The sequence below is a fragment of the Cupriavidus ulmosensis genome, from assembly GCF_977008105.1.
Map to the genome: position 1 here is coordinate 587,992 of NZ_CDRMWP010000002.1, position 24,922 is coordinate 612,913.

Sequence of the window (24,922 nt, forward strand, 5' to 3'; positions counted from 1 at the left end):
GCCAACAGTTCGCCATATTCAGACAGTGCGCGCGCGCGCGCGCCACGGCGCGGCGCGGCGGCCTTAGAGTCGGGCCATGAGGTCGGGCCATCAGGTCGGGCAATCAGGTCGGGCCATCAGGTCGGATCGTCGGTCGGACCATCAAGCCGGACTGCCGCACGACGGGCAAGCACAACGAACAAGCACGATGAACTGGTATCGCATCACAGACCTTGGCGATGCTGCCGTGACGCTGCCGCTGGCGTTCGCCACGGCCTTGTGGCTGCTGCGCGCGGACGGGTGGCGCGCCGCGCTGCGCTGGGTCGCGTGCCTGGCGGCGGGCTCGGCGGTGGTGCTGGCCAGCAAGCTGCTGCACGCGGGCTGCGGCCTGGCGCTGGAGCGCTTCGACATGCGCGTGATCAGCGGCCACGCGATGCTCTCGGCGGCGGTGTGGTCGGTGTTCCTGGCGCTGCTGCTGCGCGGCGCGCGGCCGGGCTGGCGCGCCGCCGGCCCGACACGGGGACTGCTGCCGGGGTTGACACTGGGCCTGGCGCTGGCGGCCCTGATCTGCCTGAGCCGCGTGCTGCTCGGCGCGCACACGCCGGCCGAGGTGGTGGCCGGCTGGCTGCTCGGCGCCGCCATCGCGGGCTGGGTGCTGCGCGCCTGCGCGCCCGCGCCGCGCCGGCCCGGCAGCAGCGTGATCGCCGGGGCGGCGCTGCTCGGCCTGTGCACCGTCGCCACGGTCGCCTACGGTCGCCACGCGCCGCTGCAGCAGATCATCTGGCACTACTCTCCGTACTACGCGCAGGTGATCTGCTACCAGGGAGACTAGCGCGATGCGTCTGCTTTGTCCCGCCGCCACCCGCCCGCCGCGCCGCGCCGCGCGCCATACCCTGCCCGCCGCGCTGCTCGCCTGCCTGTGCCTGTTCGCCGCCACCGCGTGCGGCGGCGACCACGGCGCGGACAAGCCCAGGCCGGCCGGCAGCGCGCCGCCGCCGGCCGCGGCCGGGCTGGCGGACAGCGGCACCATCACCTGCGCCGCGCCCGCCGCCGGCGCCGACGCCCCGCCCGACGGCGACACCATCGAGGCCGACACGCCCGGCAGCGACGGCTCGCGCATGTTCGCGCCGGGCAGCACCTTCGAGGTGAGCATCACCACGCGCGCGGCCGGCGCCGACGTCGCCAACTGGTCCATCGCCGACACCTGGGGCCGGGTCCGCGCGAACGGGCAGTTCCCGGTGGACGCCGGCCCGCGCGTGTCGACGATGGATTGCAGGGCGAGCGCCGCCGGCTACTTCGCCGTGTCGGTGAGCCTGGCCTCGGCCGGCGGCGGCCTGCGCTCGCGCGGCACGCGCCCCAACGGCATCGCCACCTTCGGCGTGCTGCCCGACGTCTCCGCGGTGCTGCCGGCGGCCAGCTACGCGCGCCAGGACCTGCACCGCTTCGGCGGGCAGGGCACGGCGTTCGTCGCGCCCGGCCAGACCTGCTGCGACGGCGACGGCTATCGCCCGATCTATCCGGCGCTGGGCCTGTCGTGGGCCAACGACAACCGCAACTGGTCCGTCACCGAGCCGAGCGGCCCCAACACCTTCAACCCGGCCACCTATCCGCTGGCTTCCTACTTCCAGCCCGGCGACCTGATGCGGCTGATCCAGCTCGACGGCATCCCCGGCTGGGCCAGCCCGACCGGCCAGCCCACCTATGGCTACGCGCCCAAGTCCATGCCGGCGTACCAGGACTACATGACGCGCGTGGGGCTGGAGTCGGCCGCCGCGCGCGCGCGCTATTTCCCGGCGCAGTCGGCCAACTACTACCAGGTGACGTGGGAGCCCGACTACGACGGTGGCCGGCCGTGGAAGGACACCGACGCGAACTTCGTGGCGATGTACAAGGCGACGTGGCAGGGCATCCACGCCAACGATCCCAACGCGGTGGTGATGGGCACCACCAATGCCTTCCTGCGGCAGAACTCGGTGTGGATCGAGCGCCTGGCGCCGCTGGGCATCGCGCAGTACCTCGACGGCCTGAGCGCGCACGGCTACTACGACGCCGGCACCTCGCCGTCGCACCCGCCCGAGCGGCTGGTCGGCGCGCCCAGCGCCGCGGACGCCGCCAACGCGCTGCCGGCGGCCATGCGCGAACTGCGCCACGTGGTCGCCACGCGGCTCAAGCGCGGCGCCCGCCTGTTCGTCACCGAGACCGGCATCAGCTACGACCTCGGCGCGACCTACGGCCCCGACTACCCGACCCAGAACATCCTCTACGCGCACGGCGCGGTGGTGGCGCGCGCGCACCTGATCCTGCTCGGCGAGGGCGCCGACGTGAGCTTCGTGTTCTATGCCGCCGACCCGCCCGACGAGCCCGGCTACGGCATCTTCTTCAACCTGGACAACCCGAAAGGCAGCCACGGCCCGGCGCGCGTCAGCCCCAAGCCGGCGGCGATGGCGGTGGCGGCGATGACGCGGCTGGTCGACGGCACCAACACGCTGGGTCCGCTCAAGGGCCTGCCGCAGGGCGTCTACGGTTATGCGTTCCAGCGCCTGGGCAGCAACAGCATCGTGACCGCGCTGTGGACCCACGACAATGCCAGCTGGAGCGCCGCGAGCGGCTTCAGCGCGACCTACAGCGTGCCCTACACGCTGACCGTGGACGCGCCCGGCACCAGCGGCAGCGTGACGGTGCTGGACATGATGGGCAACGCGGCCACGGTGCCGTATGCCAATGGCGCGCTCACGCTCGCGCTGACCGAGGCGCCGCTGTACGTGATCTCGGCCAACGCGACGGTGGCGCAGGCCGGCGTGACCACGCCCGAAGGCTACGTGGCGCAGTAGGGCCTGCCTATTTGTTGCCCGAGGTCTCGAACAGCGCGGTGACGTTCTTGGTCAGCACCAGCAGCGTGGCGGCCTCGGCCAGCGCCTGCTCCTTGCGGCGCAGCTCGCGCTCCAGCTCGCGGATGCGGCGCTGGTCCTGCTCGTGCAGGCGCCGCACCGCGCCCATGCCGCGGCTGTCGGACAGCGCCGCGGCGGCGCTGCGGCGCCAGTATTCCAGCTCGAGCGGGTCGACGGCGTTGTCGCGGCACCACTGCGACTTCTGCTGCTCGCCCATCGTGCCGGTGGCGAGCACGGCCTCGAGCCGGGCCTCGCCGGCGGCGGCGGGGTCGGCCGGCGGCATGGCCAGCGCGTCGGCGCGCCAGCGCCCGAGCGCGGCCATCGAGATGCGCATCTCGGCGGAGACCTGCTCGACGCTGGCGCTCTCGGGTGGCAGCATCCGCGCCACGGCGCGGTCTTTGATGGACTGAGCGTACCTAGCCACAGTGGTTCACCCTGTTTTCTCCGTGCGCGGCGCGGGCCCGGCGCGCTCAAGCGGCGGGGCGCTCGCTTGGCTGCAGCGCCGGCTCGCCGCTGCGCTTGTTGGCCGGGAACAGCGCATCGCGCATGCGCAGGAACGGGAATTCGATCGCGCGCGTGGCGGCGTAGCCCACCACGATGGCCACCGCGAACTGCAGCGCCAGCGCCAGGCCCCACAGCGGCACCGCCGGCACGCCCAGCGCGGTCGCCTTGCGGATGAACAGGTCGCCGGGGGCCAGCGCCACCGAATGCCACAGGTAGATGCCGTACGAGTACACGCCGGTCCACGCCACCGCGCGGTACAGCCACGCGGTGCGCAGCTTGCCCGAGTATTCGAGCACCAGCACGATCAGCGCGGCGAAGCCGATCGACTGGATGGTGTAGCCGATGGTCTCCTCCAGCACCAGGTTCCGCTGCAGCAGCACCAGCCACGCCGCCGTGGCCGCCACGATGGCCACCAGCAGCATCTTGCGGCGCGCGATGCGGTGGTACAGCTCGGGCTTCATCCAGTACAGGGTGGCCAGCATGACGCCGTACAGCAGGCTGTCGATGCGGTACTGCGTGTAGGCCGAGGCGCCTTCGAGGTCGCCGCTGGCCACCGCGAAGCAGCGCGCGGCCAGCACCACCACGCACAGCGCCGCCGTCATCCACAGGATGGTGCCGGCGCGCAGCGACAGGCGCGCCACCAGCAGCAGCACCGCGGGCAGGAACAGGTAGAAGTGCTCCTCGACGGCGAGGCTCCAGGTCTGCGTGATGGAGCTGCCCAGGTAGTTCTGCAGGTGCGTGAGGTTCTGGTACAGGAAGGTGCTGGTCGGGTGCCGCCCGGCCAGCACGTGGAACAGGATCAGCGCGTAGTAGGCCGGCCAGATCTTGAAGATGCGGCGGATGATGAAGCGGCGCGCGTCCACGTGGCCGTTCTGCGCGTACTGGCGCAGCAGCAGCCCGCCGACCAGGAAGCCGCTCAGCGTGAAGAACAGGTTGACGCCCTCGCGGCCGAAGTTCTTGAGCGGATACTCGATCAGCGCGATGAGCGGGTTGCCGGTGCTCACGGCATGGAAGTGCATGCCCATCACGGCGATGATGGCCAGCCCGCGCACGAAGTCGAGTTCGATCGAGCGGCTGCCGATGTGCTTGCCGCGGGTTGCCGGGTTTTCCATGCTGTTCTCCTCCAAGCGCGCTGTCGGGATGGTCTTGCTCCTGGCGCGGCCGGCGCGGGTCGTGCGCGCGCCGCCTACCGCATGCCGGGCGCGTCCGCTTCGCTCATGTCCGCGGGCGCGCCGAAGCGCTTGCGGATGAAGCGGCACGGATTGCCGCCGTAGATGCCTTCCGGCTCCAGCGAGCGGTGCACCACCGACAGCGGCGTGACCACCGCCGAGCGCCCGATGGTGATGCCCTTCTGCACCACGCAGCCGGCGGTGATCCACACGCCGTCCTCGATCACGATGGGCGCGACCTGCAGGTCCATGTTGCCGTCCAGCGCGTGCGAGCCCGCCGTCAGGAAGCTGCCCTGCGAGATGCACACGTTCGAGCCGATGCGCACCGGCGCCTGGTTGTAGATCCACACGTCCATGCCGAACCAGCAACTGTCGCCGACCTCCAGGTTCCACGGCGACTTGACCCGGATCGGGTGCAGCAGCCGGCAGCGGCGCCCGATGCGCGCGCCGAACAGCCGCAGCAGGCCCGCGCGCAGGCCGGAGAACGGGATCAGCTTGTTGCTGATGATGGCGGCCTCGATCACGAACCACATCGCCTCGACCAGCACGCCGCGGCGGCGCACGTAGTTGCCGGGCCCGGCCAGGTCGAGGTCCACCACGCGGCCGGCGGACGCGGCCCGGGTGCCGTCGCGCGCATTGCGCGTGTCGCGCATGTCGCGCGCATCACGCGTATCACGCGCTTCCGGCGTGGCCGCCTCGCGCGGGCCGGCCGCGCGTTCCAGGTAGTCTGCGTATGCTTCGGTCTTCATGTCCGGTCCTTCGCCCCTCGCGCACCGTTCGCGATTTCATTCATTTCGTTCCTGTCGGGAAAATTATCGAACGTGAAACAGCGGGCGAATCGCTATTTGCCGGGAATGGCCTTTCGCAAGGGGCGTTTTGGCGGCTTGGCACTACGGCGCCAGGCCGGCCGCGGCCTAGGCCGCGGCGCGGCGCAGCGTCTGCTTGAATTCGCTGAGCGTGTTGCGCGCGAGCAGGTGCGCGCGCGGCGGGGCGGCGGCGGGCGCCGCCGGCGCCGGCCACGCGGACTGCCCGAGCTGGTCGAGCGCGCGCCCGATCGCGGCGGGGGAGAGATCGTCCAGCACCGGCCCCAGCTCGCGCCCGCGGCAGAACCAGCCGATCAGCCCGTCGGCGGTGGCGATCACGGGCTTGCCGGCGCGGTAGGCCTGCACCAGCACGCCGCTCATGCCGTAGTGGCCCTTGTAGCCGAGCCACACCGCGTCGCAGGCGCAGAACAGGGCGGCCTCGTCCTCGTCGGAGATGAAGCGGTCCAGCATCACCATCGGCGGCGACAGCGCGCGGCTGGCCTCGCGCAGGAACGCGCGCACGTCGGCGTCCTGCTGGCCCGCCACCACCAGCGCGGGCGCGCGCGGGTGCGCCGCCAGCGCCGCCACCAGCTCGCGGATGCCCTTGCGCTCGCTGATGGCGCCATACACCAGCAGGTGCCGGCCCGGGCCCAGCCCGAGCCGCGCGCGCGCCGCCGCGGGATCGGCCGGCAGCGCCTCGGGGCAGGGGTCGGCGAGGTAGGCGACGGCCTGGGCGCGGCCGCTGGCCGAGGCCACCCACTGCGGCAGCGTCGGGTCGATCGACAGCAGCGTCTTCATGCCGCCGGTGTCGAGCGCGCGCCGGAACAGCCAGGTCTTGACCGCGTTGACCAGCGGCTGGCGCGGCGCCTTCACGCCCACCTTGCTGTGATGGAAGCTCGCGCGCATGGTGATGCCGACCCACGGCACCGCGCCGAACGGCGAGCCCAGCAGCGGCAGCGCGTAGAGGAAGTAATCGACATACGGCACCACCACCAGCGAGGCGGGCCGCTCCGCGCCGGCGATGCGGAACGCGTGGCGGAACATGCGCCAGAAGCGCACATAGGCCACGCGGCCGGCGCCCGCGCCCGCGCCGGCCGGGGCCGGTACGAACAGCAGCGTGGTGTGCGGCTGCTGCCCGGCCAGCAGCCGGCGCGCTAGCGGGTGCTCGCGGTTGGCCGGATCGGTGGCTACCATGCAGTGGTAGCCGGCCTCGCGGTAGGCCTGCATCGCCCACTCGACGTAGCGCCAGCGGTGGCCGGTGAAGTCGTGCTCGATGATCAGTGCGGTCGGGTCGGGCATGGCGGGTCCGGACGCAGCGGGCCCGGCGCGGGCCGCCGTGCAGCGGGTTGCGGAGAATCCTCCGTTTCACATTAGCACCGCGCCTGCCGCGCCAGCCGCCAATCTGCGCCCCGCTGGCGGAAAAGCACTGGCCCGCGCGCGCCGCCGCGGGGTGACGGATTAAAGCTATGCCCTGGCGATTGCCGCCCGCGCGGCTGCGGTAGATTGGGCCGCATGGCTCGCAAGCGTTGGCCGCGTCACCGGCATCCCCGGCGCCGGCCGCCGCCGCGCGCCGCCCGAGCGCCTGTCCACGACGTCACCGAGGGGCACAGCAACATGGCCAAATCCCTGCGCGGCGCAGCCGCCTTCCTGCCGCGGTCCGGGCTGCATGCCAGCTCGGCCGCGTGGGTGCTGGGCCAGCAGGTGATGGTGCGCGGGCTGGTGGCGGTCAAGTTCCTGGTGGTCGGCCGCATCCTCGGCCCGTCCGCGGTCGGCATCGCCGCGGTGGCGCTGCTGGCCGTGGCCATCGCCGAGGCGCTCAGCGACACCGGCCTGCCGCAGGCCGTGGTGCAGGGCCAGCAGCCGCCCTCGCCGGACCAGCTCGGCGCGCTGTGGACCGTGCTGACCTGCCGCGGCGCGCTGGTGGCGCTGCTGCTGGCGGCGCTGGCGCCGGTGCTGCAGGCGCAGTTCCACCTCGACGGCGCGCTGCTGCCGCTGCTGATGGCCGCCGCGCTGCCGCTGGTGCGCGGGCTGGCCTCGCCGGCCTATTTCGTGGTCACGCGCGAGCGCGGCTTCCAGCAGATCGCCGGCATCGAGGTGGCCGCCGCCGCCACCGACTGCGTGGTCGGCGTGGCCTGCGCGCTGGCCGGCGCGGGCGCGGGCGCCATCCTGATTGGCCTGCTGGCCGGCGAATCGCTCAAGAGCGCGCTCACGTGGCTGGGCATGAAGCCGCGCCCGCCGCTGCGCCCGCGCTGGACCGGCATCGGCCACTACATGGGCTTCAGCCGCTGGATCTGGGCCGGCAGCGTGGTCAACCTGCTGCTCAACCAGTTCGACAAGGTCATCGTCGGCAAGCTGCTCGGGCCGGCGCAGCTCGGCGTGTACCAGATGTCGTCCAAGTTCGCGCAGATGCTGCTGGCCGATGCCGGCATCGCCATGTCGCAGTACCTGTTCCCCACTTTCGCCGCGCGCTTTCGCAAGCAGGACGGCTCCGACGCCACGCTGCTGCGGCGCTTCGTGCTGCTCGGCGGGCTGGGGCTGGCCGCGGTGGTGGTGGCGCTGCGGCTGGCCGCGGAGCCGCTGTTCCTGCTGGTGCTGGGGCCGGCGTGGCTGGGCGCGGTGCCGCTGTTCCGCATCTTCGCCATCTACATGGCCATCGGCGCGCTGATCGCGGTGCTGGTGGCGTACCTGCGCGCGGTGGGCCTGCCGCGCGCGGCCACCGAGGCCTCGGTGATCCAGATCTGCGTGCTGCTCGCCGCGGTGCCGCCGGCCACGCACTACCGCGGCGCGGCCGGCCTCGCGTGGGCGATGACGCTGGGCCTGTCGTGCGCCGCGGCCTGGATGCTCTACCGCATCCACCGGATACGCGGCGCGCGCACGCACAAGGAGGCATGATGCGGATTCTTCATCTGGTGCTGACCCCGCGCCTGTCGGGCGCGGAGATGCTGGCCAAGGACCTGGCGATCCACCAGCAGTCCCACGGCGACACCGTGTGCGTGTCGGCGCTGATGCCGCAGCAGGACGACTTCGCGCCGCTGCGCGCCCAGCTCGACGCCGCCGGCGTGCGCTGCCTGTTCCCCGCCCGGCCGCACAAGCTGCCCGGGCGGCTGTGGCACCTGCGCGGCGTGCTGCGCGCGTGCCGGCCCGACATCCTGTTCGCCCACGCCACCATCCCGGCGTTCTACGCGCGCGCGCTGCCGTCGCGCGTGCCGGTGGTGTACGTGATGCACTCGGCCGCCAACGACTTCGAGCGCAAGCTGTTCCGCAACGTCGAGCGGCTGCTGTCCACGCGCGCGCGCGCCGTGATCGGCGTGTCGCAGGGGAACCTCCGCGACTACATCGGCGCGGTGGGCGAGCATCCGCTCATGGCGGTCATCCCCAACGGCGTGGACACCGGCCGCTTCTTCATCCGCCCGGCCGTGCCGGCGCGCGCGCCGCTGGTGGTGCAGGTGGGCCGCTACGCGGCCATCAAGAATCAGCTGCAGACCGTGCTGGCGTTCCGCGAGGCGCTGCGCGACGTGCCCGACGCGCGGCTGGAGATGTACGGCGTGATCGAGGACCCGGCCTACTACGCCGAGGTCTGCGCGCAGGTATCCGGTCTTGGCCTGGGCGACAAGGTGTGGGTCAACGGCCCGCAGAACAACGTGCCGGAGCTGCTGGCCTCGGCGACGGTGTTCGCCATGCCGTCGGCCTCGGAGGCGCACAGCATCGCCTTTCTCGAGGCGCTGGCCGCTGGCGTGCCGGTGGTTGCCAGCGCGATTCCCGCCTTCGCCTTCGCGCGCGACTACCCGGGCGTGCAGCTGCTCGATACCGGCGACGCCGCCGCCTACGGCGCGGCGCTCACGCGCGCGCTGGCCCAGCCGCGCATGGCGCGCTCGCTCGACGGCCTCACGCTGAACGACACCGCCGGCCAGTACCGCGCGCTGGCGCGCCGGCTGGTGAGCTCGGCCTGAGCGCCGCCGCGGGGAGGCATAGAAACAGGAGGAGGCAGAGATGGAACGCAAGCGTGTACTTGTCCTGAGCCCGCACGCCGACGACGCCGAGCTGGGCGTGGGCGGCTACCTCGCGCGCGTGGTCGACGCCGGCGGCGAAGTCATGGTGGTGCTGGCCACGGCCGGCACCAGCCGCTCGCTGAACCTGGGCCGGGTGGTCGGCGAGCGCGAGCGCCTCAACGAGTTCCTGGAGTCGATGAACGTGCTGGGCGTGCAGGCCACCGAGGTCCTGACCACCGGCTTCGACGGCGCGCTCGACACCGTGCCGCGCGCGCAGATGATCCACCGGCTGGACATGCTGCAGAACCGCTTCGAGCCGGACGAGGTGCTGATCCCGCTGGCGTCCTCGCACCAGGACCACCGCTATTGCTGGGAGGTCGGGCTGGCCGCCACGCGGCCGAGCCGCGCCAAGCACGCGCCGGGACTGGTGGCCGCCTACGAGTACCCGGCCACGTGCTGGGGCGGCGGCGGCATCGTCGACGTCGCCGGCGGCACCTTGTACATCGACGTGAGCGCGACCTGGCAGCGCAAGATCGACGCGCTGCGCAGGCATGTCTCGCAGATCCACGAAGGTGCCGGCCACCTCGTCGGCGTGGCCGGCGTCACCGCGCTGGCGCAGTGGCGCGGCGCCGAATCCGGCTTCGCGCTGGCCGAGGTGCTGCACGTCCTGCGCATGCGCTGGGGCGACTGAACGCCTGCCGCGCGGCCGCGATCGCCCGCCCGCCGCCTGGCTTTGCCCGCCAGCCGGGCGGGCCTGCCTCTCATGTTCCCGCCGTTTCTTTCCATGTCGCCGCCCGCCGCGCGGGCGGCGCGCACGGCACCTGCGCGCTGAAAGACGCGGTAACAGTGGAAGAATCACGCGAACTGCGCGCCGCCTCCGGCCATATCGAATGGAGCATATTAATTATTTTTTCCGAATTTTTTTATTTGTAAATAACCAGGCAACGCCATGCGCCCGCCTAGTGAAAAATTGTAAGCAAAAGTTAATGGCTTGCCTATATGCCGGCATGCACTTTAATTGGTCACTATGTTCGCTGGCGCGCACTGGTTTTTACGCCATATTTGCTGCTTCGCAACATGCTGCACTACAGTGCAAGAGCGTTGTCCAAAGCCGCCCCGGAGCCGGGCTGGCACCGTCGAGCAGGCCTAAATCCTGCTGGTGGAGTGGGAGTCGCACGGACTTTTCAGGGATTATTCTGATAGACGGACGCCTTCCGCCAACACTTCGCTACTTTCCGACACCGCCGTATTCCTACGGTTTCGGGATGTCTACGATGCAACGCAACACCAATTAAAAAATTCTCGAAGGAAACGGTCAATTCAATGGGGGGAAAACCATGCCCTATGCGCAGCTCGAACCGGCGACGGTTAGTTGGCTCAGTTCCTCGTTTAGTACTTCCATTAATCGTTCCAAGTGCGCCGCGCGACGCGTCGGTATTCTCCTGTTCGACGGATTTTCACTACTAGGTGCCGGTCTGGTGGCAGAGCTGTTCCAGACTGCCAATGAATGCTCCGCGTCCGGCGCGGGCAAGGAAGCCGCCTACGACGTCCAGCTGCTGTCCGTGGATGGCGGCAGCGTGGCCTGCTCGTCGGCGCTGCGGGTCTGGACCGACGGGCTCGACCCGCGCGAGTTCGCCGGCTTCGACGTGCTGTTCATCGCCGGCGGCGCCGGCGCGCGCAATGCCGCGGCCGACGAGCGGCTGCTGCGCTGGCTGCGCGTGGTGACGCCGCGGACCGCGACGGTGCGGCCGATCGCGGAAGGGCGCGCGGTGCTGGCCGCCGCGGGCATCCTCAAGTCGCAGGGCGGCGAGCACGGCAATGTGGTCTACGGGCTGCACAGCGCCGACGAATCGGGCGAGCAGTACGAGCTGGTGCGCAGCGCGCTCACGCTCATCAAGCGCGATCTCGGCCTGGACGTGGCGCGCGCGGTGGGCAGCCGCGTGATGCCGGCCTGGACCGCGCGCCTGATGCCGCGCCTGGCCGACACCGGCACCACCAGCGTGGGCGACAAGATCCGCGCCGCCGCGCGGTGGCTGCACGAGCACTGCGAGCAGCAGATCTCCGTGTCCGACGCGGCCCAGGTGGCGACCATGAGCGAGCGCAACTTCCTGCGCCGCTTCAAGCTCGAGATGGGCGTGACGCCGTCCGACTACCTGCTGCATGCGCGGCTCGACACCGCCTGCAGCTTCCTCGCCGAGACCGAGCTGCCGGTCGACAAGGTGGCGCGCCGCTGCGGCATGGGCAATGGCGACCGGCTGGCCAAGATCTTCCGCAAGCGCATGTCGATCTCGCCGACCGAGTACCGCCAGCGCAGCAAGGCCGGCATCGCCTGCGCGGGGTGAGCGCCATGCGCGCACCGCGGCAGCTGCACAGGGCGCAGCGCAGGCGGCATCGCCGCGCATGCGCGATGCCGCATCGGACAACGGGCGCCGCGCTGCGCGGCGCGCCGGGAGCGCGGCTCCCGATCGAGGAGGGCAGGGAAATGTCGAAGACGCTCGTGGAAGCCGTGGCCGGGACGTTGCCGATGCAGTCGGCGCCATCCATGCAAGCGCCGGCAGCGGCGCCCGCGCAGGCGCAGGACGTGGCCGCGCGCCTGCGCATCACGCCGGTGGTGCTGGCCGGCGGCGCCGGCACGCGGCTGTGGCCGTTGTCGCGGGAGCACTTTCCCAAGCAGCTGATCGACCTGGTCGGACCGGACTCGCTGCTGCAGGCCACCGTGCGGCGCATGCAGGGCTTCTCCGGCCGGCACCCGGTGGACGCCACCGCCATCATCGTGTGCGGCGACGAGCATCGCTTCGTCACCGCCGAGCAGCTGCAGGCCGGCGGCATGCAGGGCCGGCTGGTGGTGGAGCCGGCGCGCCGCAACACCGCGCCCGCGCTGACGCTGGCCGCCACGCTGGCGCGCGCCGACGGCGCCGACGCGATCCTGGTGGTGATGCCCGCCGATCACGCCATCCCCGACACCGGCGCCTTCCACCGCGCGCTGGCGCTGGCCGCCAGCCACGCGGAGCAGGGCGCCATCGTCACGCTCGGCGTGCCGCCCACGCGGCCCGACACCGGCTACGGCTACATCAAGCTCGGCGAGCCGATGGCCGACGGCGTGCGCCACATGGAGCGCTTCGTCGAAAAGCCGGCGCTGGAGCTGGCCGCGCAGTACGTGGCCAGCGGCAACTACTGGTGGAACAGCGGCATCTTCGTGGTGCGCGCCTCGGTCTGGCTCAAGGCCATCGAATCGCTGCACCCGGCCATCCACGAGATGTGCGTCGCCGCGGCCGCCGAAGGCGAGCAGGACGGCCAGTTCTTCCGGCCGTGCGCGCGGCAGTTCCTGCTGAGCCCCTCGGACTCGATCGACTACGCCGTAATGGAGCGGCTCGACTGCGGCGACGCGCCCTGCCGCGGCGTGGTGGTGCCGCTCGAGGCGGGCTGGTCCGACCTCGGCTCGTGGGACGCGGTGTGGGACGCGATGGACAAGGACACCGCCGGCAACGCCGCGCGCGGGCGCGTGGTGTTCGAGGGCGCGCACTCCAGCTACGTGCATTCCGACGGCCGCCTGGTGGCCTGCGTGGGCACCAGCAACATCGTGGTGGTCGAGACCGCCGACGCGGTGCTGGTGGTGGACCGCTCGCACGTGCAGGACGTCAAGGACGTGGTGGCGCGCATGAAGATCCAGCACGCGCCGGAAGCCGACGCCCACCGCAAGGTGCGGCGCCCGTGGGGCTTCTACGACTCCATCGAGCACGGCGACCGCTTCCAGGTCAAGCGCATCGTGGTGCAGCCCGGCGCGCGCCTGTCGCTGCAGCTGCATCACCACCGCGCCGAGCACTGGGTGGTGGTCAGCGGCACCGCGCTGGTGGTGCGCGGCGAGGAGAAGTTCCTGCTCAGCGAAAACCAGTCCACCTTCATCCCGCTGGGCGTGCTCCACCGGCTGGAAAACCCCGGGAAGCTGCCGCTGGAAATCATCGAGGTGCAGTCCGGCGGCTATCTCGGCGAGGACGACATCGTGCGCGTGGACGACACCTACGGGCGCTGCGCCTGACGCGGCGCGCACGGGCGGGGGCGCCGCGGGGAGGCGGCGGAAGAACGGGCGGCAAGACGTGGCGCGGGCGTGGTCCCGGGCCGTGGCGGGAAGGCATCGGGAGAGGGGAAATGCTGAAGATCGAAGGCTTGCTGGCGCGCCTGCTGGACGTCGCGCTGGTGTTCGCGGGCGCCGCCATCGCTTCGCACATCCGCTTCGACGAGATGGCGCAGCGCACCTTCTACGACGTTTTCCTCGCCTTGTCGGTGGCCTTCACGCTGGCGCTGTTCCCGGCCTTCGGCATCTACGAGTCGTGGCGCGGGCGCTCCAAGTTCGGGCTGGCCGGCCACCTCGCGCTGGCCTGGCTGCTGGTGCAGCTGTGCGGCATCATGGTGCTGTTCTCGCTGCACCACGCCGCCACCGTGTCGCGGTTGTGGTTCGTCTACTGGACGGCTTCCACCGGCGCGCTGCTGATCCTCTCGCGCCTGCTCACGCACGGCGTGCTGGGCCAGGTGCGCAGCGCCGGCATGAACCTGCACAAGGTCGCGGTGGTGGGCTGCGGCGCGCACTGCAGCGCGGTGATCCGCCGCAGCGCGGCGGCGCCGGCCTCGGGCTTTCGCGTGGTGGCGGCGTTCAACGTGGCGCCGGCGGTGGGCAGCCTCAACGTGAAGGTGCCCACCTTCGAGGACCGCGCCGCGTTCCACCGCTACATCCGCTCGCAGGACATCCATGAAGTGTGGCTGGCGCTGCCGCTGTCGGAGGAGCGCACCATCCTGGAGTTCGTGGCGGAGTTCCGCGAGGAACTGGTCAACGTGCGCTTCATGCCGGACCTGCGCAGCCTGGCGCTGTTCGACAGCGGCACCATCAGCCTGATCGGCATGCCCGCCATCAACCTGGTGGCCTCGCCGCTGTCCGACAGCGCGCTGCGGCAGAAGGACGTGTTCGACCGCCTGTTCGCCGCCGCCGCGCTGGTCGGGCTGTCGCCGCTGCTGCTGGCCATCGCCATCGCGGTCAAGCTCTCGTCGCCGGGGCCAGTGCTGTTCAAGCAGAAGCGCAAGAGCACCGACGGCCGCATCTTCACCATCTACAAGTTCCGCTCGATGCGCGCGCACGTGGAGGCCACGGGCGTGGTCACGCAGGCCACCCGCGACGACCCGCGCATCACGCGCGTGGGCGCCTTCCTGCGCCGCACCAGCCTGGACGAGCTGCCGCAGTTCTTCAACGTGCTGCGCGGCGACATGTCGGTGGTGGGCCCGCGCCCGCACGCCATCGAGCACGACGACCAGTACCAGAAGCTGGTGAGCGGCTATATCCACCGCTACCGCGTCAAGCCCGGCATCACCGGCTGGGCCCAGGTCAACGGCTTTCGCGGCGAGACCGACCGCATCGAGAAGATGGAAGGCCGCATCGCCTGCGACCTGTACTACCTCGGCAACTGGTCGTTCGCGCTGGACATGCGCATCATCGCGGCCACCGTGGCCAAGGGGCTGATCCACCGCAACGCGTACTGACACAGAGGGGACCGGGGACTGCGCTGGCGCAGCCCCCGGCGGGAAGCAATCGCCATCAGGGAGTCGCTTGTTATGGCTGCCAAGTTCGATACCCAGTACACCGACGTCTCCAGTGCCACGGAGCTTCGCCTGTCCGACTACCTCGTCACGCTGCTGGAGAACTGGCGCATGATCGCGGCGGTCACGCTGGTCGCGCTGCTGGCGGGCACCGCCTTCGCGCTGCTGCAAAGCCCGGTCTACCGCGCCGACGCGCTGATCCAGGTCGAGGACAGCAAGGGCAACCCCAACAACCAGAACCAGAATTCGCTGCAGACGCTGTCGTCGATCTTCGACTCCAAGTCCACCGCGGCGGCCGAGACCGAGCTGCTGCGCTCGCGGCTGGTGGTGGAAGAGGCGGTGCGCAAGCTGCATCTGGACATCGCCGCCGGGCCGCGCTACTTCCCGGTGGTCGGGCGCTGGCTGGCGTCGCTCAACGACGGCATGGCGGCGCCCACCACGCTGCTGGGCCTGTCCGACTACGCCTGGGGCGCCGAGTCGATCACGGTGTCGTCGTTCGAGACGCCGCAGAAGTTCTATGGCAAGCGCTTCGTGCTGGTGTCCGACGGCGAGCGCAGCTTCACCGTGCGCGACCCCGAAGGCAAGGCCGTGCTGCAGGGGCGCGTGGGCGAGGAAGCCAGCGCCGCCACGCCGCTGGGCCCGGTCAGCGTGCGCGTGGACGAGCTGGCCGGGCGCAAGGGCTCGCAGTTCGAGCTGGTGCGCTATTCCACCGTGGGCACCGTGGAGCGCGTGCAGCGCGCGCTCTCGGTGGGCGAGCTGGCGCTGCAGTCCGGCATCATCCGCGCCAGCATCGAAGGGCCCAGCGCCAAGCTCACCGCCGACATCATCAACACCATCGCGCGCCAGTTCGTGCAGCAGGACATCGGCCGCCGCTCGGCCGAGGCCGAGCACACGCTGGCCTTCCTCGACCAGCAGTTGCCGGCGCTGCGCAAGCAGGTGGACCAGGCCGAGGAGCGCTACAACGCCTTCCGCAACCGCCAGGGCACCGTCAACCTGGGCGAGGAAAGCCGGCTGCTGCTGCAGCAGATCGTCGACAACAAGGCCTCGCTCGACAAGCTGACCACGCGCCTGGCCGAGGTGCGCACGCTCTATACCGACGAGAACCCGGCGGTGAGCGCGATCACCGCGCAGATCGCCACGCTGACCGCGCAGCAGGGCGCGCTCAAGCGCCGCGTCTCGGTGCTGCCCGACACCGAGCAGACCGCGGTGCGGCTCGAGCGCGACGTGCGCGTCAACACCGAGCTGTACACCAACCTGCTCAACAACGCCCAGCAACTGCGCGTGATCAAGGCCGGGCAGGTGGGCAACGTGCGCGTGGTGGACTTCGCCGAGCCGGCCGACGAGCCGGTGCGCCCGCAGCGCGCCGTGCTGGTGCTCATCAGCGGCGGCGTGGGGCTGGTGCTGGGCGCGCTGCTGGCGTTCCTGCGCAAGGGGCTGTGGGGCGGCGTGGAGAACCCGCAGGAGCTCGAGCGGATGCTGGGCGTGCCGGTGTGCGCGGTGGTGCCGCGCAGCCGCACCCAGTTGCGCCTGCAGCGCGAGCTGCGCCTGGGCCGCAGCCGCCAGAGCGTGCTGGCCGCGCGCGCGCCGGACGACATCGCGGTGGAGGGCGTGCGCAGCCTGCGCACCAGCCTGCAGGGCGCGCTGGCCAGCGCCAGGAACAACGTGGTGATGCTCACCGGCGCCAGCCAGGACGCGGGCAAGTCGTTCATGTCGGTCAACCTGGCCGCGCTGGTGGCCACCGGGCGCAAGCGCGTGCTGCTGATCGACGGCGACATGCGCCGCGGCGAGGTCCACTCGCATTTCGGCCTGCCGCAGGTGCCGGGCCTGTCGGACGCGCTGATGGGCACCGACATCGAATCGGCGGTCACGCATGACGTGCTGCCGGGGCTGGACGTGCTGCCGCGCGGCACGCTGCCGGGCGACCCGGCCGAGCTGCTGATGGGCGACCGCCTGGACTCCCTGCTCGACTGCTTCAAGCAGCGCTACGACATGGTGATCATCGACACGCCGCCCGTGCTCGCCGTGACCGACGCCGCGCTGCTGGGCCGGCACGCCGGCACCACGCTGCTGGTGGTGCGGCACGGCCGCCATTCCGCCAACGAGGTGGCCGAGACCGCGCGGCGCCTGAACAACGGCAGCGTGCTGCTGCAGGGCGTGCTGCTGACCGACGTGCCCAAGCCGCCGCTGCAGCTGCGCTCGAGCTACGGCGGCTACTACGGCTACCAGGGCGGCGCGCGCTAGCCGGGCGCCGGCCGCCTCTCCCTCGCACCCGCCCCCCCAACACCAACGCACGGCAGGAGAAACGCAATGTCGCACAAGGTTGCTCTGATCACAGGCATCACCGGACAGGATGGCTCCTACCTCGCGGAGCTGCTGCTGGAAAAGGGATACGAGGTGCACGGCGTGAAGCGCCGCACGTCGCTGTTCAACACCGACCGCATCGACCATCTCTACCGCGAGCCGCACGACCCCGACCGGCGCCTGTTCCTGCATCACGGCGACCTGACCGACGCGGCCAGCATGCTGCGCGTGATCCAGCAGGTGCTGCCCGACGAGATCTACAACCTGGCGGCGCAGAGCCACGTGGCGGTGTCGTTCGAGGAACCCGAGTACACCGCCAACGCCGACGGCCTCGGCACGCTGCGCCTGCTCGAGGCCATCCGCATCCTCGGGCTGGAGAAGAAGACGCGCTTCTACCAGGCCTCCACCTCCGAGCTGTACGGCCTGGTGCAGGAGATCCCGCAGAAGGAGACCACGCCGTTCTATCCGCGCAGCCCCTACGCGGTGGCCAAGCTCTACGCCTACTGGATCACGGTCAACTACCGCGAGGCCTACGGCATGTACGCCTGCAACGGCATCCTGTTCAACCACGAAAGCCCGGTGCGCGGCGAGACCTTCGTCACGCGCAAGATCACGCGCGCGATCTCGCGCATCGCCGTCGGGCTGCAGGACGAGTTCTACCTGGGCAACCTGTCGGCGCTGCGCGACTGGGGCCACGCGCGCGACTACGTCGAGATGCAGTGGCTGATGCTGCAGCAGGAAAAGCCCGAGGACTTCGTCATCGCCACCGGCGTGCAGTACAGCGTGCGTGAGTTCGTGCAGTGCGCCGCGGCCGAGCTCGGCGTGACGGTGCGTTTCGAAGGCACGGGCGTGGACGAGGTGGGCGTGGTCGAGCGCGTGCAGGGCAAGGAGACCCGCCTGTCGCCGGGCAAGGTGATCGTGCGCGTGGATCCCAAGTACTTCCGCCCGACCGAGGTGGAGACGCTGCTCGGCGATCCGTCCAAGGCCCACGACAAGCTCGGCTGGTCGCCCGCCACGCCGTTCTCCAGGCTGGTCAAGGAGATGGTGCGGGCCGACTTCCAGATCGCCCGGCGCGACGCGCTGGTGACGCTGGCCGGCTTCCAGGCGCTGGAACACCACGAGTAGGGCCGATCCGCAAGCGAAACGACCATCGAGCATCGAGAGCCATGAAAAAAGACGCCGTCATCTATATCGCCGGGCACAACGGCATGGTGGGCTCCGCGCTGCTGCGCCGGCTGCGCGCCGCGGGATACCGCAACCTCGTCACGCGCAGCCGCGCCGAGCTGGACCTGACCGACCAGGGCGCGGTGCACCGCTTCTTCGCCGACGAGGGCATCGACGTGGTGCTGCTGGCCGCGGCGCGCGTCGGCGGCATCCTCGCCAACGCGCTGCGGCCGGTCAACTTCCTCTACGAGAACCTGGCGATCGAGACCAACGTGATCCACGCCGCCTACCAGGCCGGCGTGGGCCGGCTGGTGTTCTTCGGCTCGTCGTGCATCTATCCGCGCGACTGCCCGCAGCCGATCCGCGAGGAGTACCTGCTGAGCGGGCCGCTGGAGCGCACCAACGAGGCCTACGCCATCGCCAAGATCGCCGGGCTGAAGCTGTGCGAGGCCTACAACCGGCAGTACGGCACGCGCTACGTCTCGCTGATGCCGACCAACCTGTACGGCCCCAACGACAACTACGACCTGGCCACCAGCCACGTGCTGCCGGCGCTGGTCAGCAAGGCCTACACCGCGGTCAAGGAGGGCGCGCCGAGCCTGCAGGTCTGGGGCACCGGCACGCCGCGGCGCGAATTCCTCCACGTCGACGACCTCGCCGCGGCGACGCTGTTCGTGCTCGAGCGCGGCGTGGCCGAAGGTGTGTTCAACGTGGGCACCGGCGCCGACCTGCCGATCCGCGAGCTGGCCGAGCGCATCTGCCGCGTGGCGGGTTTTCGCGGCGGCCTGGTGTTCGACGCCGCGAAGCCGGACGGCACGCCGAGCAAGCGGCTCGACGTGTCGCGCCTCGCGCAGCTTGGCTGGCAGCCCGCGATCGGCCTCGACCAAGGCCTCGAAGCCGTCTACCGGGAGTACGCGGCGCGCAGGGATGGCGTGATGCCCGGGGGTGCGCCGGCCGAGGCCGGCGCACAGGCAAGCGCCGTCATCGAGTGACGAGATAAAGGAGCGAATCATGGCAGCTTCAGTGACCATATTCCACAACGTCGTCTGGTCGCGCCACAAGGGCGCCGTGCTGTCGGCGCTGTACAGCCAGTCGGCGGCCAGCCCGATCCGCTACACGATGGTGCAGATCGCGGAGACCGAGTACTACCGCGTGGGCTTCTCCGACGTCGACTACTCGTTCCACAAGTACCCGATGCACCAGCTCTACGCCGGCTGCTACGAGGACGTGCCGCGCTGGAAGATGACCGCGCGCCTGACCTGGGAAGTGATCAAGGCCAGGAGCGAGCTGGTGGTGCTGCCCGGCTACCACCGGCCCGAATACTGGGCCATGCTGCTGGCCTGCATCGTCACCGGCAAGCGGCGCGCGGTGTTCTGCGACTCCACCGGGCACGACCGGCCGCGGCGCATGGTGACGTCGATTCCCAAGCGGCTGTTCTTCTCGCTGTGCCACGGCTATTTCGGCTTCGGCGAGCGCAGCCGCGAATACCTGATGTCGCTCGGCGCGCGGCCCGAGCGCATCTTCACGCCATGCCAGGCGGCCGCCATGCCGGCCACGTACCAGCCCGAGCAGGTGGTGCGCCAGCGGCTGAGCCACCGCGCCGACGGCAAGCCGGTGTTCCTCTACGTGGGCCGGCTGTCCGAGGAAAAGGGGCTCGATACCCTGCTGGTCGCCTTCGCCGGGCTGCGCGGGCAACTGCCCGCGGCGACGCTGCGCATGGTCGGCACCGGCCCGCTGGCCGGCACGCTGCGCCAGATGGCGGCCAGCCTCGGCATCGAGGACGCGGTGGAGCTGGTCGGCAGCAAGCAGGACGAGGAGCTGTCGCAGGAGTACTACCGCGCGCTGTGCATGGTGCTGCCGAGCTACAGCGAGCCGTGGGGCCTGGTGGTCAACGAGGCGCTCAGCCACGGCTGCCCGACGGTGGCCAGCGACATCTGCGGCTGCGTGCCCGAGCTGGTGCTGGAAGGCGAGACCGGCTTCGCGGTGCCGGTGCGCGACGCCGCCGCGCTGCAGGCCGGCATGGCGCGCGCGGTGGCGGCCTTCGCCGACACCCAGGCCACCGCCGAGCGCTGCCTGGCCGTGATCCGGCGCTTCGATCCCGCCAGCGCGGCATCGAACATCGCGCGCGGCTGCGCGGCGATGCTCAGCGAGCCGGACCTGCGCCAGCACGCCGGCGGCGTGCAGACCTGAAGCGCCGGCGGCATCCCGGCCCCAGGGCCACGCGCGCAAATTCGATGGAGCGACCCGTGAGAATCCTCGTCTGCGGACAGAACTACGCACCGGAGCTGACCGGAACCGGCAAGTACACGGCCGAGATGGCCGAGGCGCTGGCGGCCGCCGGCCACGAGGTCCGCGTGGTCTGCGCGCCGCCCTACTACCCGGACTGGCGCGTCGGCGAAGGCTATTCGGCCACGCGCTACAGCCGCGAGTGGCGCGGCGGGGTGCGGGTCTACCGCGCCCCGCTGTGGGTGCCGCGCCGGCCCACCGGCGCCACGCGCCTGCTGCACCTGGCCAGCTTCGCGCTGGGCGCGCTGCCCGCGCTGGCGGCGCAGGCCGCGTGGCGCCCGCACGCCGTCATCGCGGTGGCGCCCAGCCTGATGAGCGTGCCGGCGGCGCTGGCGCTGGCGCGCCTGGCCGGCGCCAGGAGCTGGCTGCACGTGCAGGACTACGAGGTCGACGCCGCCTTCGGACTGGGCCTGCTGCGGCGCCCGTGGCTGCGGCGCGCGGCGCTGGCAGTGGAGCGCTTCCTGATGCGCCGCTTCGACGTGGTGTCCACCATCTCGGAAAAGATGGCCGAGCACGCCGCGCGCAAGGGCGTGAGCGCCGCGCGCGTGTTCCGCCTGCCGAACTGGGTCGACACCGCGGCGATCTTCCCACTCGGGCGGCCCAGCGCCTATCGCGGGGAGCTCGGCATCGCGCCCGGGCAGATCGTGGTGCTGTACGCCGGCAACATGGGCGAGAAGCAGGGCCTGGAAGTGCTGGTGTGCGCGGTGGCGGCGCTGGCCGGCCATGCCGGCATCACCTTCGTGTTCTGCGGCACCGGCCCGGCGCGGCCCATGCTCGAGACCTACTGCGCGGGCCTGGAGAACTGCCGCTTCCTGCCGCTGCAGCCGGCCGACCGCCTCAACGAGCTGCTCAACCTCGCGGATATCCACGTGCTGCCGCAGCGCGGCGACGCGGCCGACCTCGTGATGCCGTCCAAGCTCACCGGCATGCTGGCCAGCGGCCGCCCGACCGTGGCGATGGCCAATGCCGGAACCGAGCTGTTCGCCGCGGTGGCGGGGCGCGGCGTGGCGGTGCCGCCCGACGACATCGATGCGCTCGCCACCGCCATCAAGACGCTGGCCGCGGACGCCGCGCGCCGCGCCGGGCTGGGCGCGGCGGCGCGCGCCTATGCCGAGGCCACGCTGTCTTCCGGCGCCGTGCTCGCGCGCCTCGACGCGCGGCTGCGCGCGCTGTGCGGCGAGGGCCCCGAGCAGCCGCAGGCGGCGGACGCGCGCGGCGCGGAAGACCTGGCGGCGCACGCGCTGCGGCCGGGCAAGACGGAGTAGCGCCGCAACACACGTAGGGAACAGGCAAAGGACAAGGGGAGAGCGGAGGAACAGGCAAGCCGGGCTGGACGGGTACAAGAACAGTTGGGGGAAAAGCAAGATGTCCGCTACACAACAGGCAGCGCTGCCCGCGGGCAGCGGCATGGCCGCGCCATGCGCGGGCCGGCCGGCGCCGCGGCGCGCGCGCGCCGCGCGGGCCCGCCGCGGCTGACGGAGGGCCGCCGCCATGCGCAACCGCTTCGCACCGCTGTGGATCTGGCTGATGCTGTATCCGCTCGCGCTCGACTTCAAGAGCGTGGACGAGAACGGCACGCGGATCCTGCAGATCCTGCTGACGGTGCCCGCCGTCGGCGCGGCCGCGGCGCTGGCGCTGATCGCGCCGCGCTTCACCGGGCGCACGCAACTGAGCCGGCTGGCGATGGCGGCGCTGCTGCTGACGGTGCCGGGCAGCCTGGTGGCCCAGCTCGTGCAGGGCAACGACCTCGGCAACTACCTGCGCGTGCTGCTGCCGTTCCTGCTGCTGCTGCTCGGCTACCTGGCGGCGCGCCATCCGTGGCCGGAGGACCGGCTGGCGTACATCGAGGGCGTCATGTTCAACGCGGTGGCGGTGTCGCTGCTGTTTACCTTCGCCTATGGCATGGCGGTCGGCGGCGGGCTGGAGAACGTGCGCTTTCGCATCGTCTCGCCGGCCTTCCTGGTGCTGCAGGGCGTGCTGCTGCATGAGTTCGTCATCGCGCGGCGGGTGACGAAGATGAACCTGCTGCTGTTCATCGTCAGCGTGGTGATCGAGATGCTGAGCGTGACGCGCAGCCTGTTGGTCGGCACGGCCCTGCTGTTCCTGTTCGCGACCTGGCTCAGCGCGCCGTCGATCCGGCACCTGATGCGCGCTGCGCTGCGCGCCACGGTCATTACGGCCACGCTCGCGGGCGGCACCGCGCTGATCGGCTCGGCGCTGTTCCCGAGCGTCGCCGCGCACTGGACGCAGCGCCTCGCCGCGGCCAAGGCGACCGAGTCCGGCATCGACCCGACCACCGCCACCCGCCTGGCCGAGCTCAAGGACCAGTACGACCAGGTCACGCAGAACAAGACCTCGCTGCTGGTCGGCAAGGGCTACGGGCACTACTACCGCTATTCGCCGGCCTACCTGCCGGCGCTCACCGGGCAGATGACCGAGAAGGAGTTCTACGCCATCAACGAATGGACGGCCGGGCACAACTTCTGGGTCTACCAGTTGTTCGCCGGCGGCCTGCTGTTCGGCATCGCCCTGCCGGCGATCGTGCTGTACGCGCTGTACCGCGGCAGCGTGGCCTACCGGCACTGGCGCCGCGTGGCGCCGGACGCGCCGTACCTGGCCGTGCTCGGGCGCGCGCTGCTGGTGCTGGCCTCGCTGCCGGCTGCCTCGATCGGCGGCAATCCGCTCGGGCCGCGCTTCTCGGGCCTGCTGTACGGCGTGGCGCTGGGCCTGCTGGTGGCCACGCATGCGCGCCTGCTGCGCGCCGAGGCCCGCGGCAGGCAGGAAGCGCCGGCGCAGCAAGCGCCGGCTGCCGGGCCGGCCGCGCCGGCGTGGCCGCCGCTGCCCGGCGGCGCCTACCCGCATCCGCTGCCGCTGCCGGCGCCGGCGGTGGTCGCGGCAGCCGCGGCGGACCCGGCCGCGCAGGTGCCGCGCCTGCGCCATCAACCGAGCGGGGCGTCCACATGAAGATCCTCCATGTACTGGCGTCGGTCGATCCGCGCGGCGGCGGTCCGGTGGAAAGCGTGCGCCAGGGCAGCGCCCAGCTGCTGGCGCTGGGCCACAAGGTCGAGGTGCTGTCGCTCGACGCGCCGGACGCGCCCGGCGTGGCCGGCTTCACGCTGCCGCTGCATGCGCTCGGGCCGGCGCGCGGCTTCTATCACTACTCGCCGCGGCTGGTGCCGTGGCTGCGCGCGCACGCGCGCGAGTTCGACGCGGTGATCGTCAACGGCCTGTGGCAATACCACGGCTTCGGGACCTGGCGCGCGCTGCGCAAGCTGGACGTGCCCTACTACGTCTACCCGCACGGCATGCTCGACCCGTGGTTCAAGCGCGCCTATCCGCTCAAGCACCTGAAGAAATGGCTGTACTGGCCGTGGGCGGAATACCGCGTGCTGCGCGACGCGCGGGCGGTGCTGTTTACCGCCGAGGAAGAGCGCCGCCTGGCCGCCCGGTCGTTCTGGCTGTACCGGGTGCGCGCGCGCGTGGTCAGCTTCGGCACGCAGGCGCCGCCGCCGGAAGACGCGCCCGGCGTGCCGCCGCGCGAGCGCTTCCTGGCCGCGCATCCCGAGCTGCGCGGCAAGCGCATCGTGCTGTTCCTCGGCCGCATCCACGAGAAAAAGGGCTGCGACCTGCTGATCGAGGCGTTCGGCCGTGCCGCCGCGCGCTATCCCGACGCGCACCTGGTGATGGCCGGCCCCGACGGCGCGGGCTGGGGCGAGCGGCTGCGCGCGCAGGCGGCGGCGGCCGGCATCGGCGCGCGCGTGAGCTGGCCCGGCATGCTCGACGGCCCGATGAAATGGGGCGCGTTCCGCGCCAGCGACGTGTTCGTGCTGCCTTCGCACCAGGAGAACTTCGGCATCGCGGTGGCCGAGGCGATGGCGTGCGGCGTGCCGGTGCTGATCTCCGACAAGGTGAACATCTGGCGCGAGGTCGAGGGCGACGGCGCCGGCCTGGCCGCGCCGGACACGGCGCAGGGCACGGAAGCGCTGCTGCGCTGCTGGTTCGCCCTGGGAGAGCGCGAGCGCGGTGCCATGCGCGCGTGCGCGCAGGCCAGCTTCGCGCGGCGCTTCTCGGTCGAGGGCATGGCCGGCGACCTGCTGCGCGTGCTGCAGGCCGAGCCGCCCGCGCACGAGCATGGCCGCAAGCCGGCGCAGGAGGCCGCGCGCGCGGTGCCGGTGCCGGGCTGGCGCGCCGGCGACGGCTGACGCCGGCGCGGAAGAACAGGCGAAGGGAGGCGAGGGCGGGCGCGCTTGGCCGCC

The 24,922-nt window shown here is 71.5% G+C and carries 18 protein-coding genes and 1 pseudogene; 15 read left to right on the plus strand and 4 right to left on the minus strand.

Annotated features, from left to right (window positions below; all coding sequences use genetic code 11):
* Positions 1-187 precede the first annotated feature (187 nt).
* The gene (locus tag ACWTPI_RS22530; protein WP_020206134.1) at positions 188-811 is read left to right on the plus strand and encodes a phosphatase PAP2 family protein; all 624 of its coding nucleotides are present in this window, start codon (positions 188-190) and stop codon (positions 809-811) included.
* Positions 812-815: 4 nt separating this feature from the next.
* Positions 816-2,810 (plus strand): hypothetical protein, encoded by a 1,995-nt coding sequence (locus ACWTPI_RS22535; RefSeq protein ID WP_020206133.1) that lies wholly within the window; start codon positions 816-818, stop codon positions 2,808-2,810.
* Between the two features lie 46 nt (positions 2,811-2,856).
* Here ACWTPI_RS22535 and ACWTPI_RS22540 read toward each other — a convergent pair.
* From ACWTPI_RS22540 to ACWTPI_RS22555, 4 genes and pseudogenes are all read right to left on the minus strand, one after another.
* A pseudogene (locus ACWTPI_RS22540) lies at positions 2,857-3,291 on the minus strand (IS3-like element ISAzo10 family transposase); the annotation flags it as partial.
* Positions 3,292-3,337: 46 nt separating this feature from the next.
* Positions 3,338-4,483, minus strand: coding sequence for an acyltransferase family protein (locus ACWTPI_RS22545; protein WP_020423976.1), 1,146 nt, complete (start codon positions 4,481-4,483; stop codon positions 3,338-3,340).
* A 74-nt stretch (positions 4,484-4,557) separates the two neighbouring features.
* Positions 4,558-5,193 carry a DapH/DapD/GlmU-related protein gene (locus ACWTPI_RS22550; protein ID WP_454733994.1) on the minus strand — a complete coding sequence of 212 codons (636 nt, stop codon included), beginning with the start codon at positions 5,191-5,193 and terminating at the stop codon, positions 4,558-4,560.
* A 261-nt stretch (positions 5,194-5,454) separates the two neighbouring features.
* Positions 5,455-6,642 (minus strand): glycosyltransferase, encoded by a 1,188-nt coding sequence (locus tag ACWTPI_RS22555; protein ID WP_454732768.1) that lies wholly within the window; start codon positions 6,640-6,642, stop codon positions 5,455-5,457.
* A gap of 315 nt (positions 6,643-6,957) precedes the next feature.
* Between ACWTPI_RS22555 and ACWTPI_RS22560 the strand changes: the two genes are divergently transcribed.
* From ACWTPI_RS22560 to ACWTPI_RS22620, 13 genes are all read left to right on the plus strand, one after another.
* The gene (locus tag ACWTPI_RS22560; protein WP_454732769.1) at positions 6,958-8,235 is read left to right on the plus strand and encodes an oligosaccharide flippase family protein; all 1,278 of its coding nucleotides are present in this window, start codon (positions 6,958-6,960) and stop codon (positions 8,233-8,235) included.
* A complete protein-coding gene (locus ACWTPI_RS22565) occupies positions 8,235-9,293 on the plus strand; it encodes a glycosyltransferase family 4 protein (RefSeq protein ID WP_454733995.1) in 1,059 nt (352 codons plus the stop codon). The genes ACWTPI_RS22560 and ACWTPI_RS22565 overlap by 1 nt, the downstream gene beginning before the upstream one ends.
* A gap of 40 nt (positions 9,294-9,333) precedes the next feature.
* Positions 9,334-10,023, plus strand: coding sequence for a PIG-L deacetylase family protein (locus ACWTPI_RS22570; RefSeq protein WP_020206126.1), 690 nt, complete (start codon positions 9,334-9,336; stop codon positions 10,021-10,023).
* Positions 10,024-10,669: 646 nt separating this feature from the next.
* A complete protein-coding gene (locus ACWTPI_RS22575; protein WP_029044265.1) occupies positions 10,670-11,674 on the plus strand; it encodes a GlxA family transcriptional regulator in 1,005 nt (334 codons plus the stop codon).
* A 200-nt stretch (positions 11,675-11,874) separates the two neighbouring features.
* Complete coding sequence (locus ACWTPI_RS22580; RefSeq protein WP_043367387.1) at positions 11,875-13,368, plus strand: mannose-1-phosphate guanylyltransferase/mannose-6-phosphate isomerase; 1,494 nt, start codon at positions 11,875-11,877, stop codon at positions 13,366-13,368.
* A 110-nt stretch (positions 13,369-13,478) separates the two neighbouring features.
* Entirely contained in the window at positions 13,479-14,858 is a 1,380-nt protein-coding gene (locus ACWTPI_RS22585) for an undecaprenyl-phosphate glucose phosphotransferase (protein WP_020206123.1), read from the plus strand.
* Between the two features lie 72 nt (positions 14,859-14,930).
* Positions 14,931-17,156 (plus strand): polysaccharide biosynthesis tyrosine autokinase, encoded by a 2,226-nt coding sequence (locus ACWTPI_RS22590; protein WP_020206122.1) that lies wholly within the window; start codon positions 14,931-14,933, stop codon positions 17,154-17,156.
* Between the two features lie 66 nt (positions 17,157-17,222).
* Positions 17,223-18,341: a GDP-mannose 4,6-dehydratase gene (gmd, locus tag ACWTPI_RS22595; protein WP_059413854.1), complete on the plus strand. Its 1,119-nt coding sequence runs from the start codon at positions 17,223-17,225 to the stop codon at positions 18,339-18,341.
* A 41-nt stretch (positions 18,342-18,382) separates the two neighbouring features.
* Positions 18,383-19,372, plus strand: a complete 990-nt coding sequence (locus tag ACWTPI_RS22600) for a GDP-L-fucose synthase family protein (RefSeq protein WP_059413852.1) — start codon at positions 18,383-18,385, stop codon at positions 19,370-19,372.
* A gap of 19 nt (positions 19,373-19,391) precedes the next feature.
* Positions 19,392-20,570, plus strand: coding sequence for a glycosyltransferase family 4 protein (locus ACWTPI_RS22605; protein WP_454732770.1), 1,179 nt, complete (start codon positions 19,392-19,394; stop codon positions 20,568-20,570).
* 56 nt (positions 20,571-20,626) lie between these two features.
* The gene (locus ACWTPI_RS22610) at positions 20,627-21,931 is read left to right on the plus strand and encodes a WcaI family glycosyltransferase (RefSeq protein WP_454732771.1); all 1,305 of its coding nucleotides are present in this window, start codon (positions 20,627-20,629) and stop codon (positions 21,929-21,931) included.
* Positions 21,932-22,157: 226 nt separating this feature from the next.
* Positions 22,158-23,630 (plus strand): hypothetical protein, encoded by a 1,473-nt coding sequence (locus tag ACWTPI_RS22615; protein ID WP_454732772.1) that lies wholly within the window; start codon positions 22,158-22,160, stop codon positions 23,628-23,630.
* Positions 23,627-24,868: a glycosyltransferase gene (locus ACWTPI_RS22620; RefSeq protein WP_454732773.1), complete on the plus strand. Its 1,242-nt coding sequence runs from the start codon at positions 23,627-23,629 to the stop codon at positions 24,866-24,868. Before ACWTPI_RS22615 ends, ACWTPI_RS22620 begins: the two co-directional genes overlap by 4 nt.
* Positions 24,869-24,922 lie beyond the last annotated feature (54 nt).

Bases quoted from the DNA above. Each gene is read 5' to 3' on its own strand.
- ACWTPI_RS22530 (WP_020206134.1), top strand. From the start codon at position 188: ATGAACTGGTATCGCATCACAGACCTTGGCGATGCTGCCGTGACGCTG.
- ACWTPI_RS22535 (WP_020206133.1), top strand. From the start codon at position 816: ATGCGTCTGCTTTGTCCCGCCGCCACCCGCCCGCCGCGCCGCGCCGCG.
- ACWTPI_RS22545 (WP_020423976.1), bottom strand. From the start codon at position 4,483: ATGGAAAACCCGGCAACCCGCGGCAAGCACATCGGCAGCCGCTCGATC.
- ACWTPI_RS22550 (WP_454733994.1), bottom strand. From the start codon at position 5,193: ATGCGCGACACGCGCAATGCGCGCGACGGCACCCGGGCCGCGTCCGCC.
- ACWTPI_RS22555 (WP_454732768.1), bottom strand. From the start codon at position 6,642: ATGCCCGACCCGACCGCACTGATCATCGAGCACGACTTCACCGGCCAC.
- ACWTPI_RS22560 (WP_454732769.1), top strand. From the start codon at position 6,958: ATGGCCAAATCCCTGCGCGGCGCAGCCGCCTTCCTGCCGCGGTCCGGG.
- ACWTPI_RS22565 (WP_454733995.1), top strand. From the start codon at position 8,235: ATGCGGATTCTTCATCTGGTGCTGACCCCGCGCCTGTCGGGCGCGGAG.
- ACWTPI_RS22570 (WP_020206126.1), top strand. From the start codon at position 9,334: ATGGAACGCAAGCGTGTACTTGTCCTGAGCCCGCACGCCGACGACGCC.
- ACWTPI_RS22575 (WP_029044265.1), top strand. From the start codon at position 10,670: ATGCCCTATGCGCAGCTCGAACCGGCGACGGTTAGTTGGCTCAGTTCC.
- ACWTPI_RS22580 (WP_043367387.1), top strand. From the start codon at position 11,875: ATGCAAGCGCCGGCAGCGGCGCCCGCGCAGGCGCAGGACGTGGCCGCG.
- ACWTPI_RS22585 (WP_020206123.1), top strand. From the start codon at position 13,479: ATGCTGAAGATCGAAGGCTTGCTGGCGCGCCTGCTGGACGTCGCGCTG.
- ACWTPI_RS22590 (WP_020206122.1), top strand. From the start codon at position 14,931: ATGGCTGCCAAGTTCGATACCCAGTACACCGACGTCTCCAGTGCCACG.
- gmd (WP_059413854.1), top strand. From the start codon at position 17,223: ATGTCGCACAAGGTTGCTCTGATCACAGGCATCACCGGACAGGATGGC.
- ACWTPI_RS22600 (WP_059413852.1), top strand. From the start codon at position 18,383: ATGAAAAAAGACGCCGTCATCTATATCGCCGGGCACAACGGCATGGTG.
- ACWTPI_RS22605 (WP_454732770.1), top strand. From the start codon at position 19,392: ATGGCAGCTTCAGTGACCATATTCCACAACGTCGTCTGGTCGCGCCAC.
- ACWTPI_RS22615 (WP_454732772.1), top strand. From the start codon at position 22,158: ATGCGCAACCGCTTCGCACCGCTGTGGATCTGGCTGATGCTGTATCCG.
- ACWTPI_RS22620 (WP_454732773.1), top strand. From the start codon at position 23,627: ATGAAGATCCTCCATGTACTGGCGTCGGTCGATCCGCGCGGCGGCGGT.